Here is a 12,234-nt window from a genome sequence, read left to right as displayed (position 1 = left end):
AGTAATGCTAAGCGTGACTCATTGATATAAAGAGTTTGATATAAAGAATTTGATATAGATATTTGGATAGGGAGAGTTTGCTATGAAAGTACTTATCGTCGGCGGGAGTGGGGGTATTGGCAAAGCCATAGTTAAGCAAATTCAAGAGTCATATCCCGACGCCACTGTGCACGCCACCTACTGGCATCATCTTCCCCAAGACAGGCAGGAGAAAATCCAATGGCATGCCTTAGATGTGACCAATGAAGCTGAGATTAGACAGCTAAGTAAACAACTCACTGAATTAGATTGGATTATTAACTGTGTCGGGATTTTACACAACCAAGATAAAGGGCCAGAAAAAAGCCTACAGTCACTGGATATCGACTTTTTCCAGCACAATTTAACGCTCAATACCCTGCCCAGTGTCATGCTGGCTAAACACTTCTGCCATGCCTTAAAACAAAGTAGCTCGGCAAGATTTGCGGTGATATCGGCGAGAGTCGGCAGCATTACCGATAATAGATTGGGTGGCTGGTACAGCTATCGCGCCTCAAAAGCTGCGCTGAATATGTTTCTCAAAACACTGTCGATTGAGTGGCAACGCACCATGAAACACGGCGTGGTGTTGTCTCTGCATCCGGGCACGACAGACACGCCATTATCTCAGCCATTTCAACAGAGTGTCCCCAAAGGCAAATTGTTTACACCTGAGTATGTCGCAAACTGCTTACTGCCCATCATTGCCAATGCTACACCCGCACAAACAGGGCGTTTTTTTGCCTACGATGGCACAGAGTTACCTTGGTGAAATAAGCTGAAGAGCAAGTCAAGCAGCGGCAACTCCGATGGAGTCTTTCTAAATTAATAAATCAAAGCCGAGGGTTTTAACGCCTTGATAGGATGATGCCCCCAACGCACACCCCATCCTTAATCAAGCCTTTTCAAGAACACTGAAAAATAAACAATTGAAATAAATCATTAAATTATTTTAAAACACTCAAGTGCATCACCCTTCCGCTTGGCTAAATCGCTATTACCCAAAAGTCCTAATTCAGATTTAAAAGCGTCTAAATGAACGTTGAAGATAGTTCCTTTGTACGATTGTTAACACTTTTACATTTAAATAACATCTAGAGTCATGCGGTTATTCACGCTTTGCACAGAATAAAAATCTGAGAATTCCCGCCTGAGCAACAGCTCATTCTATGCGGCCATGGCAGAGGGATGCCGACGACCCTGTAGAAATCACAATAAAAAACGCTCGCCCGAGCCAGTTAAGCTGTATGGCATTCCAACGTTATTTACAAAACGGAAAAAGGATTTCAAGCATGATGCTAAACAAAAAACTGTCGCTACTCTTCATTGCTGTGTCGGCCACTTTAGGCACATCCGCATTTGCTGCCGATGTTGTCGATGTCGGTACTCTTAGAAGCGCGTCTTCAAGCAATAACTTAGTGTCTCAGTTCAGCTTAGACGCAGGTAGCCAACTCAAAGTCGAGAAAAAACTCAACCTAGGTCAAGGCAAGCAAAAACAACGTTTACAACAATATTTCCATGGCGTACCTGTTTATGGTTTCTCTGTTGCGACGTCACAATCGAGCATGGGCTTTTACAGCGACATGTCTGGCCGCGTATTAAAAAATATTGAAAAGTCGGCTGATTTTGTCAAACCCACTCTAACGGCTAACAAAGCGTTAGATATTGCGATCCGTGGCAAGTCTGACAAAGCCGTTGCAGGCCTAAAAGCTGAAAACAAACAAGCAAAATTATGGCTTTACCTCGATGATGCCGCTAAAACTCGCCTCGTTTATGTGACTTCATTTGTAGTATATGGCGATGAGCCAAGCCGCCCATTCACTATGGTTGACGCGCACTCAGGTGAAGTGATTAAGCGTTGGGAAGGGATTAACCATGCTGCAACTGGTACAGGTCCAGGCGGTAACATTAAGACAGGCCAATACGAATACGGTACTGATTTTTCTAGCTTAGACGTTGAAGTGAGCGGTGACACTTGCACCATGAACTCACCTAACGTGAAAACCGTTAACCTAAACGGTGCCACATCAGGCGCCACTGCCTTCTCTTATACTTGTCCGCGCAATACAGTCAAAGAGATCAACGGTGCTTACTCGCCATTAAACGATGCGCACTACTTCGGCAACGTGATCTACAAGATGTATAGCGAGTGGTACAACACTGCACCGTTAACCTTTCAGTTAACGATGCGAGTTCACTACAGCAACAACTACGAAAACGCTTTCTGGGACGGCAGTGCTATGACCTTCGGTGATGGCGCAACAACCTTCCACCCATTAGTGAGCTTAGATGTCTCGGCACACGAAGTGAGCCACGGTTTCACTGAACAAAACTCAGGGCTGGTTTACGCAGATCAATCTGGCGGCATGAACGAAGCCTTCTCAGATATGGCGGGTGAAGCCGCTGAATTTTACATGCACGGCACAAACGACTGGTTAGTCGGCGCCGATATCTTTAAAGGCAGCGGTGCACTGCGCTACATGGCAGATCCAACCTTAGACGGTATCTCAATCGGTCATATCGACGATTACTATGATGGCATCGACGTGCACCACAGTTCAGGTGTATTCAATAAAGCTTTCTACACTTTAGCTAACTTACCAGGTTGGGATACGCGCAAAGCATTCCAAACATTCATAGTCGCTAACCAATTATATTGGACGGCGGACAGCTTATTCTGGCAAGGCGCCTGTGGTGTTAAATCGGCCGCAACTGACTTAGGCTTAAATGCTAGCGATGTGGTCACTGCGTTTGCCGCTGTGGGTATCACCCCTTGCGAAACCCCACCACCACCGCCACCACCAGAAGCCACTGAGCTCGCAAACGGTGTTGCTGTGACAGGTTTGGCGGGTGCGTCAGGTAGCAAAAAATACTACAAACTAGACGTCGCTAGCGGTGCAACTAACCTGAGCTTCAATATGTCAGGCGGCACAGGTGATGCGGACATGTATGTTAAATTTGGTCAAGCGCCGACGTCTAGCAGCTATGATTGTCGTCCATACAAGTCAGGTAATGCCGAAAGCTGTGCTATTGATCCAGCTCAAACGGGAACTTATTGGGTGATGGTCAGCGGCTATAGCAGTTACACAGGAGTGAGCCTAGTGGGTGCTTATGATGGCGATGACACTCCAAACCAAGCTCCAACCGCAGGCTTTACTGCAAGCTTTGCTAACGGTAACGGCAGCTTCACAAGCACCAGTACTGACAGCGATGGCGACCTGACATCATGGAACTGGGATTTTGGTGATGGTACAAATGCCGCAGGTGCGAGTGTCAATCATCAGTATGCCCAGTCAGGCAGCTACACAGTCACACTGACTGTAACTGACAACGATGGCGCAACAGCAAGCACTTCGGCAGAATTTGCGGTTGAAGTCCCTGAAGTCGCATTAGAAATGGCAGTAAAAAATGCGAACAAATCTCGTCGCGGCAGCATTCGTGTTGCACTCGAATGGGAAGGTCACAACGCTGATGAATATACTATCTTCCGTAACGGTGTTGCGGTGGGTACTTCAAGCAGTTCATCGTTTATTGACCGCTTCACTGACCTAGCTGGCACTAGCTTCAGCTATAAAGTGTGTGAAACTAACGGCCCTTGCTCAAACGAAGAAACCGTTAATTTTTAATCGCATAATCTAATCGTGCAATGGCGCTAGCGTAAAATCCTAGCGCTAATTCATCGATTCACTTCTCGTTTTCTTGTTAATGCCACTCAGCCCTTTTGAGTGGCATTTTTTATGGTCAAACGGCTCAGCCTCAGCACCTCATAAGGTTTGCCTTAAGCTGTTGCCCCTTGCTCCTTGCCCACACGTGGATGAATCGTTACTTCAAATGTCCACTTTCACCCACAGGTTTCTTCAGCAATTTACGTTGTAACGTCCGACGATGCATTCCCAATTGGCGAGCCGTGGCGGACACATTGCCTTGGTTAGCATTGAGCACTTGCTGAATATGCTCCCACTCCAAACGCTTAGGATTAAGTGGCGAATCGTCGACTTCATCTTCTTGAAGAGTATGGGAATGCCCATCCATTTCCAGTGCGGCGAGCAAGGTTTGGGTATCCACAGGTTTAGCTAAATAATTATCGGCGCCGAGGCGAATCGCTTCCACCGCAGTGGCGATACTGGCGTAGCCGGTGAGTAACACCATAGTCACCTTGGGCAGCAGATGACGCAGCGGCACAATTAACCCTAAGCCATTGGCTTCGGCAAGCTTCATATCTAAAAGAATATGGCTAGGACGAAACTCCCGCGCCACCAGCAGAGCATCACTGGCATCATGTGTTAATCGGCATTCAAAGCCATGGCGTGTTAATCGGCGCCCTAAAATACTCGCAAGGGAAAGGTCATCCTCTACAATCAACAAACGTTTCATGAACTTACCTCGTCACTAGCCTTAGTCTTGTGCGATACAAACGGCGCCGGCGCCCTTAATATAGTAAAACGAATTTGTGCCACAGTGCCACCTTGGGGATGATTTGCCAAAATCAACTCAGCGCCTAAACGCTCTAAACTGGCATGACTGAGTAGCAAAGCGACCCCTAAACCCTTGGGACTTTCTATGAGTAAGGTGCCCAACTGTGGCAATAAATCGGGCGCGATACCGGTGCCATAATCGCGGATCTGCAAGTAGATCTGCTCTTCGCTTGGCGCTATATCTAAACTGATATCCACCTGCGGCGCACCTATGGTTTCGGCGCTAGCGCGGGCAGCATTTTCAATCAAGGCCATGATGGCTGGCGTTAAACTCATATCAGTCAGAATACTTTGCTCTGCCAGTTGTTCAGGCATACAAGTGATCAACCAATTAAGTTCAGTTTGCGGCATTAACAACAAGGTTTTTTGCTTTAAACTGTCCACCAGCTCAATGATCTTTAGTGGGCGCTGGCGGCGATCGCGGATCGACTCCGTCGCTAATCTCAGCTCGGCAAGCGTATGTTCACAGCGACCTAACGCAGTTTCCATCTCGACAATCGTTATCGAGGTATCGCTTATGTCTTCTTTTACTTCATCGAGTAATAACCTCAGACTAGAGAGCGGCGTGGCCAGTTGATGTGCCATCTGCGCCGATACTGTGCCTAAGGCTAAGAGTTGTTCCTGACGCAATTGCCCTTCGCGCATATAGGCTAACTGCGCATCTTGGCGGCGCATACGCTTAGTAATTAATGCCACGCTGGTTGTCATCACCAATGCTGAAATCACAAAGTTGAACCACATGCCTAAATAGTGGGAACTCATGTCCATACCGTGATGCTGCATGGGGGATTCGGGCACAGTAAAGATCATCAGGCTGTAGGCAAAGGTTGAAATAGCCGTCAGTGCCCAAGGCGCCCAGATCGGCAAAGTCACAGCCGCAAGTGCAATCGGCAACAGTAATAACGAGATAAACGCATTGGTCGCGCCGCCGGAAAAGTGCAACCAAGATATCCAAAATAATGTGTCTAAGCTGAGCGCAATAAAGAGGCCACGCTCCTTAGCAAATAAGGGTTTACGTAGCGCCAATGTGAGCGAAAGGTATAACACCTCCAGCACTAACACATGCACTAACGGCTCCATTTGCAGGCTAAGACCAAAAGTATCGGCGGCAAACGTGGTTAAGCCTATTTGCAGCAGCAAACCTAAGGTTCGCAGTAATGCGACTTGGTCGGCAGCCTGTAGACTGGTCCCTAAGATCTTAGCCATGGCGATTCCTACAGAGTGAGTCCGAGCGTGGCAAGTGCACCACTCGATTGTGTTAATGCTTGGCGCACGCCAGTGGCAAAATTGATTTCAGAACAAATCCCCAGAGCAGATAAACGCGCACAACTCAAGCTACAGTCTCTTGGCCGCTTGGCATTATCCGTCGGCGTAGACTCAGGCGTTAAGTGCGCTGTGCTGAGTTGTAAAATCTCTCCTAAGGTCAACAACATCTGATACTTAGTCATAGTCTCTGCGGCGCTAAAATGATAAATCCCCTGCACTATTGGCGCTACAATATGCTGTGCAATCATCTTGTCTATGGCTTGGGCAATATCGGCGGTCGAGGTTGGACTGCGTATCGCCCAATGATCAACACCCTGAGCGCGACGCTCAATCAATTGGTTAACCAGCACTAGCACAGCAGATTCACTCAGCTTTTCTACTTGGCCGTAAAGGATTGGCAAGCGTAGCACAGCAAAATCAGCGCTAGTGTCTAGCACGATTTCTTCGCCCTTTAGCTTAGATTCACCATAAAAATTAACCGGATGAGTGGCTGCATCTTCAGCGTACTTAGGTTGAGTGCCATCGAACACATAGTCAGTGGAAATATAGATAAGCCAAGCATTATTGGCCTTAGCTGCCATAGCTAAGGCTTGGCTGGCGGTTAAGTTAAGTGCCAATGCTGCCTGCGGATTTTGCTCGGAGACATCGGGGCGACGCTCGGCGGCGCAGTGCACTATCACTTGCGGTTGCTCGCGGGCGATAAATGCCTCGACATCCAAAGGGGCGGTAAGATCGAGTTTATGCACTCGTTCACTTGCGCGGCTAAAACCCGTGGCCACAACCTGATGTCCTGTTAATTCAAGCTGTTTTACGACAGCTCGGCCGAGTAGCCCTGTCGCGCCTGTTACCATAATCTTAGCCATATCGCCCCATTCAGTTTCAACGCATATTTATGGCTAACAATTCTAAAAGCTTTTCATATTCAACGCACTTGTTTACTCTTCTAAACCAAACTTACTTAGGGTTAACTCATGCAAGATTAACCCAAATACCCATAGGCAGAATTTGAGTACGACACTTCCTCTGATATTAGCTGGCCCCATGCTGCGCTACTGCGATGCCTCACACTTTACCCTGTGGTTTGTAAGTCGTGAGCCATTAACTGAACTTAAGCTGCGTCTTGGTGAGCAAGAGTACCTATTGCAGGATGCAGATTTACACTATGTGCCACTTGGGCAACATGCCCATCAATATCTAATAATACTGTCGCGCCCAGAGTTGCTCGCGCCCAATATCGTCACACCTTACCAAGTGTCTACCGCTCAACATGGTGATATTTTTGCCACGATAAGCCAGCTAAACTACGGCGATGCGTCGACGCCAAGTGTACGTTTTACCCCTGAATTAACCCAAGTATTCCACGGTTCCTGCCGCAATCCGCATCACCACAGTGACGATGCACTGGTCGCCGCCGATACCCATTTAGCCAAGATAATCAACAGGGATGCGGAGGATGATCGCCCTGCACTTATCATAATGAGTGGTGATCAGGTCTATATTGATGATGTTGCAGGACCTATGTTAAGCGCCATAGGGCAAGTCATCGATTTGCTTGGTCTTAAACATGAGCAATTTGAAGGCGCGAGCATCACCACTAGTGAAGACATTCATTATCAGCCCGCATATTTGTATCAACGGCATAAAAACCTGTTGCCTCATACCCAATATCCGGCCAAAACTGCCCTTTGGCGTTGGTATCGCAATCACCCCATTTTTACCTCCTCCATCGCCGTAAATCATTTAGTCAGCCTAAATGAAATCATCGCCCTGTATTTACTCACTTGGTCACCTGAACTGTGGGAATTAGTGAATATCTCGAAGGATGTCGACGGCTTATCACCCGCCAATACCGCCCGCTGGCAAAATGAGTGGCAACACTTGCTTGGCTTTAAAGCTGGGCTGGGGCAAGTCAGGCGCTTTATGGCGCACATTCCCGTTTATATGATGTTTGATGACCACGACGTCACCGATGATTGGAACCTGACTGCTAAATGGGAACAAGCGGCCTACGAACACGCATTTTCGAAACGCATTATTGGCAATGCCTTAATCGGCTACACCTTATTCCAAGGACTTGGCAACGCGCCTGATAAATTTGCCGCCGATATCCGCCCGCTGCTCGATGCGTTTTTTGCGCGACAAGAAAGCGAAAGTCAGGATCTGCTCATCGATGAATTACTTAAATTTGAGCAGTGGCATTACACCTTAGAGTCCTCGCCCAAACTGGTCGTGCTCGACACGCGTACCCGCCGCTGGCGCAGTGAATCTAATCTTGCAAAACCTTCCGGCTTGATGGATTGGGAGGCGTTAATGGATTTGCAGCAAGAGTTACTCGGCCAGTCGAAGGTCATTATCGTCTCTCCTGCACCCATGTTTGGGGTTAAGTTGATTGAAGCTGTTCAGCGTACAGCCACTCTGATCGGCGGTTCCCTGTTAGTCGACGCCGAAAACTGGATGGCCCACCCGGGCGCCGCCAATGCACTGCTAAGTATTTTTATGCACCGTAAAACCCCAGAGGAGTTTGTGATCCTCTCCGGCGATGTGCATTACTCCTTTAGTTACGACATCAGTATTCGTTTTAGACGCAGTAGTCCTAACATCTACCAAATCACCTGCAGCGGTATTAAAAATCACTTCCCTGAGAAGCTGTTACCGATTTTCGATAAACTCAATGGCTGGTTTTATGGCCACTTTTCACCACTTAACTTACTGACAAAACGTAAACGTATGTTGCTGCGCGGCAGGCGACCAAATGGTGAGCCGAGTAAACGTCTAGTGAATAAAAGCGGAATAGGTATGTTGGAATTAGCAGATGATGGTGCACCAACAAAAATTGCGGTTTTACATGGCGATATGAGCGAAACCCTGTTCGAACCACCCAAACAGGAGTAACAGATTAAACGGGTTTATTATGTTTAACCGTTTCAGGCTGAGTGGCACCAGAGCCAGAATCCATCAAGGGCGTATTTTTGGATAGCGCCTCATCGGTTTTGGCAGGTTTTGGCTGAGCCTGATTAAAAATCAGTGCTTCTGGCTGCGACTTATTCGACGGTTTTTCATGCGCCATTTGATCCCAAATGATCTTAGGGCTTTGATCCCGCTCGGCATCGACTTCTGCTGTCGATGTGCCAGACGAACTCGGTTTCTTCGGTTCAATCACCGCACTCGCCTTACGGATTTCGGCGGCAATGTCATTCAGATAAGGCTGCTTAGTCCAGTCACCAAAATACATGGCCCCCACTAATACTGCAGCGCAAAGCAAGATAGAGAAGATCGCAGATTTGGTCATAATGGACTTCCTTTAAACAATCGTAATATGGCTCCCTATGGCAGAGACTCAGATACTGCAGATTGTATTCATACCATCACAGGGCCAAGCACACAATTGCACCCGATTATTTCCTTTAAACAGACTGGAAATAATGCTTTCCGCTGACTAAAACTCAAAACCTTGACATTGCACGTCGTGATGGATCCCGCTCACTGGGTCAATAAAACGTAACCGCTGCGCCATCAACTTAAGAGGCGTCGCAAAGTTATCCGGCCCTTTGGGTAATAAGCTTGGATAAAATCTGTCGTTTAACAATGGCATACCTAAGCTTTGCATATGCACACGAAGTTGGTGGGTTTTACCGGTAATCGGGCTCAGGTGGAACAAACCAAGATCGCCTTTTACCGCCACTAAACTGATTTCGGAATGGGTATTTGCCTCGCCTTCAACGATTTTCATGGTAAAGCTCGGGTCGCTCGGCTGCATGCGGTTTGTAACAGTCCTGTGCAATGGCAAAGTTAAGCAGCCCTGTTGATATTGTTCAATAATCTCAGGAGTCAACTTGGCAATCGCTTCATAGTCTTTACGAATCGCATCGTCGATAAAGAGTTGATGATAGAGCGCGCGGGTTTCAGGCGCGACAGTCATCAGGATCACTCCAGCAGTTTCACGATCAAGCCTATGAGCGGGCGCGATAGTATCAATGCCAGTACGCAATCTTAGTCTATGCACCAGACATTCGTTCACATAGTTGCCGCTTGGCGTCACAGGCAAAAAGTGCGGCTTGTAGGCCAAAATGACATTGTCATCTTGGAATAGGATCTGTTCTTCGAAGGGGATTTTCGCTTCCACCGGCACTTCACGGTAGTAATACACCCGCGCCGCTGGACGATATTCAGTGTCCAAGGCGATCAAACTGCCATCCCGCCAATGCACTTTTCCGTCGAGGATCCGCTGACACCATACATCTTCACCTATACGGGCAAAATGTTGTACGAGAAAGGCAAACACTGTGGGTTTATCTGTGACATTCACAGGAAGCACTATGTAAGAAGGTTGGGCGGCGCGGGCAGATGCAGTCATATCACAAAAAAAGCGGCTATAGAAAGCCGCTATTCTAGCCTTTTTGTGGTTTTTCAGTCCACATGGGACTTGATGAGTTGCAGCACGAAGTCCAAGGTTTTGTGGCAATCTGGCTGATTCACTAATACTAATTTATCTTTGTTATACATAGGCAAAACCTCTAGCCAGCGTTGGCTCACCCAAGCGGCGTCTTCCAAATGCACTTGAGAATAGAGCTCAAACAGATCGGGATTCACTTCATAAAATTGCTCTAATGCGGCGCTTATCAACTCAAATTCACCTTTAATCGGCTCTTCTTGCCAGTTACGGCAAGGTAAAGTACGCGCCATCCACAGCTTATCTTTGGCCTGCGCCGCTGAGAGGATGCTGACGCGTTGACGCCCTTCGAGCACTATGCTGAGTGAATCATCTTCTAGCTGATTAAAATCGATAATGTCACATTGGGTGGCAGTGGGATAACAGGGCGGACTACCACTGGGTCTAATGGTGGCAAAGGCGAGCACATACTTTCCCTTGAATACATCGGCCACCATGCGCAGATGACCGGGGTCAACCACGCGAACCTCCACCCGTCCCTGTGGCAGTAACAAGGCATCGCGCATGAGTAACGCCATTTCTCGTGTTTGCATAGCAACCTCCTGCCCCAAATAGAAGGAAACGAACTCAATGCATTCGTATTTCCTATTATTGTAAAGTGTAGCAGGTGAAAGAATTTCCTTCCTGAAGCCGCTGAGCGCACAAAGAAATTTGCGACCCCGCTATTTTGAATCAGGGCATTTCAACCACGTCATGTCAAACCCCGTTTTCTAAGCACAATTACAGCGAACTAAAAACGCTCCAGTCGCTCTAGCACATTTCCCCTTACGACAACCTCAGCAAACTCCTCTGCAAGACGTTCACTCAAAGCCACAGACGTACGCCAATATTGCATCCGCTGCGCCGTGTCCAGTTGCTTAAAATCTTCACGGTCGGGGATTTTGCCAAAGGGCAATGAAGCGACAAATTCGGCCGATGGCGCCAACACTAGCGCATTGTGATAATTAGCGCGACCTTGGCGCCACTTCAAGGATTTATCGAACCATCCTGGGCTGATGGTCGGATAAAAATGCGGATACAGCGTCAGTCCCTTAGCACGGGATAAAGGCAAATCAAAGTGATAGTCGGTAATGCCGCCATCGTAATACTGCCCATCGGCAACGCCTTCAATTTGGGACACAGGGGCCAGCAATAAAGGAATCGACCCCGTTGCTAACATCACAGCATCGACATTAGCCTCAGTTAATTCAACCTGCTGACTGGGTAAATCGTTGAGTTGCAAAAAGGGAGATGCTGCAGCTTGTTGGCTAAAGACCACACGCTCAAAATGCCAACCTAAACTCCGACGGCTCACTAAGTTGGTCGCCGCCGCCATCGCCAGCCCCGCCGCAAGCGGAAGCTTTGCCGTTAAACGATTTAAATGTTTAGCACGGCACACGACGAAATGACTGTGAATATGAGTGTTATTAACGATTTCCCTGCCACCATTTCCCCCTAAAATGCCCTGCACTACGCCTTTAACTTGCGCACTGACTTCCTGCGGTGTTGGCATGCTGTCGTAACGCTGACCAATATAAAAATCCTCTAAGCGGCCATAGGCTGCGAGGGGATCTTGCTGCGCCAAACACGCTAAACGCCACGCCCCTGAAGAAGCGCCGAGTGTATAAAGCGGTGTTTGTCTGTCTTTGAAAAACTCAGAAAACAGATACTTATCTAACCCAGCGATACCAAGCCATTTAGGTCCACCAGAGGCGGCAAGTAGCTGGGTAAAATGCTCAGATTTAAGACCTTGTTCTGCCAAGGTGTTAAATGCTGTTGGTCCTGCGAGAAATCGTAACGCTGACAATTCTATGTACCTTAAAACCAATGCCATTAGAGCAAAATAAAATAGTAAACCACGAAGGTATACGTCAATAAACAATTCATATCATCAACTTAACTCAGTCGCAATGTGCATGCGACAACGTGTATTGTGCCGTACGATGCCTCAAAAGCACGCAGATCGATAGGGAGGTTTTCATCAATATATTCAACTGCATTTTGAATATTATTTAGAACACTAGGCTCTGAGTTAGCACATTTACG

At 47.6% G+C, this 12,234-nt stretch carries 10 protein-coding genes; 3 read left to right on the top strand and 7 right to left on the bottom strand.

Annotated features, from left to right (window positions below):
• Positions 1–82 precede the first annotated feature (82 nt).
• Together L5L77_RS19185 and L5L77_RS19180 are read left to right on the top strand one after the other, a co-directional pair.
• The gene (locus L5L77_RS19185; protein WP_263147971.1) at positions 83–790 is read left to right on the top strand and encodes an SDR family oxidoreductase; all 708 of its coding nucleotides are present in this window, start codon (positions 83–85) and stop codon (positions 788–790) included.
• A gap of 520 nt (positions 791–1,310) precedes the next feature.
• A complete protein-coding gene (locus L5L77_RS19180; RefSeq protein WP_263223339.1) occupies positions 1,311–3,644 on the top strand; it encodes a M4 family metallopeptidase in 2,334 nt (777 codons plus the stop codon).
• 196 nt (positions 3,645–3,840) lie between these two features.
• Here L5L77_RS19180 and L5L77_RS19175 read toward each other — a convergent pair whose 3' ends face one another.
• Genes L5L77_RS19175 through L5L77_RS19165 form a run of 3 tightly spaced genes read right to left on the bottom strand, consistent with a single transcriptional unit; the run spans position 3,841 to position 6,622 of the window.
• Positions 3,841–4,392: a response regulator transcription factor gene (locus tag L5L77_RS19175; protein ID WP_105251231.1), complete on the bottom strand. Its 552-nt coding sequence runs from the start codon at positions 4,390–4,392 to the stop codon at positions 3,841–3,843.
• Positions 4,389–5,699: a sensor histidine kinase gene (locus L5L77_RS19170; protein ID WP_263223338.1), complete on the bottom strand. Its 1,311-nt coding sequence runs from the start codon at positions 5,697–5,699 to the stop codon at positions 4,389–4,391. Before L5L77_RS19170 ends, L5L77_RS19175 begins: the two co-directional genes overlap by 4 nt.
• 8 nt (positions 5,700–5,707) lie before the next feature.
• On the bottom strand, positions 5,708–6,622 hold the full coding sequence (locus L5L77_RS19165; RefSeq protein ID WP_131523483.1) for a dTDP-4-dehydrorhamnose reductase family protein: 915 nt from the start codon (positions 6,620–6,622) through the stop codon (positions 5,708–5,710).
• A 178-nt stretch (positions 6,623–6,800) separates the two neighbouring features.
• On the opposite strand from L5L77_RS19165, the gene L5L77_RS19160 reads away from it, so the two are divergent.
• Positions 6,801–8,651 (top strand): alkaline phosphatase D family protein, encoded by a 1,851-nt coding sequence (locus tag L5L77_RS19160; protein ID WP_131523500.1) that lies wholly within the window; start codon positions 6,801–6,803, stop codon positions 8,649–8,651.
• Positions 8,652–8,655: 4 nt separating this feature from the next.
• Here L5L77_RS19160 and L5L77_RS19155 read toward each other — a convergent pair whose 3' ends face one another.
• The 4 genes from L5L77_RS19155 to L5L77_RS19140 form a co-directional block, all read right to left on the bottom strand.
• The gene (locus L5L77_RS19155; RefSeq protein WP_105251227.1) at positions 8,656–9,048 is read right to left on the bottom strand and encodes a hypothetical protein; all 393 of its coding nucleotides are present in this window, start codon (positions 9,046–9,048) and stop codon (positions 8,656–8,658) included.
• Between the two features lie 147 nt (positions 9,049–9,195).
• A complete protein-coding gene (locus L5L77_RS19150; RefSeq protein WP_263223337.1) occupies positions 9,196–10,113 on the bottom strand; it encodes a pseudouridine synthase in 918 nt (305 codons plus the stop codon).
• A 53-nt stretch (positions 10,114–10,166) separates the two neighbouring features.
• Positions 10,167–10,742: an LON peptidase substrate-binding domain-containing protein gene (locus L5L77_RS19145; protein ID WP_105251225.1), complete on the bottom strand. Its 576-nt coding sequence runs from the start codon at positions 10,740–10,742 to the stop codon at positions 10,167–10,169.
• A gap of 197 nt (positions 10,743–10,939) precedes the next feature.
• Entirely contained in the window at positions 10,940–11,995 is a 1,056-nt protein-coding gene (locus L5L77_RS19140) for an alpha/beta hydrolase (RefSeq protein WP_263223336.1), read from the bottom strand.
• Between the last annotated feature and the right edge of the window lie 239 nt (positions 11,996–12,234).

It is taken from the genome of Shewanella sp. SM29 (genome assembly GCF_025654245.1).
Lineage (GTDB): Bacteria > Pseudomonadota > Gammaproteobacteria > Enterobacterales > Shewanellaceae > Shewanella > Shewanella oncorhynchi.
The sequence above is the reverse complement of the archived record's forward strand: the minus strand, read 5'-3'. Positions and strand labels throughout refer to the sequence as shown.

What these genes read in the sequence shown, in the direction of transcription:
- L5L77_RS19175 (WP_105251231.1), bottom strand. Translation starts at nt 4,392, where the DNA reads ATGAAACGTTTGTTGATTGTAGAGGATGACCTTTCCCTTGCGAGTATT.
- L5L77_RS19145 (WP_105251225.1), bottom strand. Translation starts at nt 10,742, where the DNA reads ATGCAAACACGAGAAATGGCGTTACTCATGCGCGATGCCTTGTTACTG.
- L5L77_RS19165 (WP_131523483.1), bottom strand. Translation starts at nt 6,622, where the DNA reads ATGGCTAAGATTATGGTAACAGGCGCGACAGGGCTACTCGGCCGAGCT.
- L5L77_RS19155 (WP_105251227.1), bottom strand. Translation starts at nt 9,048, where the DNA reads ATGACCAAATCTGCGATCTTCTCTATCTTGCTTTGCGCTGCAGTATTA.
- L5L77_RS19170 (WP_263223338.1), bottom strand. Translation starts at nt 5,699, where the DNA reads ATGGCTAAGATCTTAGGGACCAGTCTACAGGCTGCCGACCAAGTCGCA.
- L5L77_RS19160 (WP_131523500.1), top strand. Translation starts at nt 6,801, where the DNA reads ATGCTGCGCTACTGCGATGCCTCACACTTTACCCTGTGGTTTGTAAGT.
- L5L77_RS19185 (WP_263147971.1), top strand. Translation starts at nt 83, where the DNA reads ATGAAAGTACTTATCGTCGGCGGGAGTGGGGGTATTGGCAAAGCCATA.
- L5L77_RS19180 (WP_263223339.1), top strand. Translation starts at nt 1,311, where the DNA reads ATGATGCTAAACAAAAAACTGTCGCTACTCTTCATTGCTGTGTCGGCC.
- L5L77_RS19150 (WP_263223337.1), bottom strand. Translation starts at nt 10,113, where the DNA reads ATGACTGCATCTGCCCGCGCCGCCCAACCTTCTTACATAGTGCTTCCT.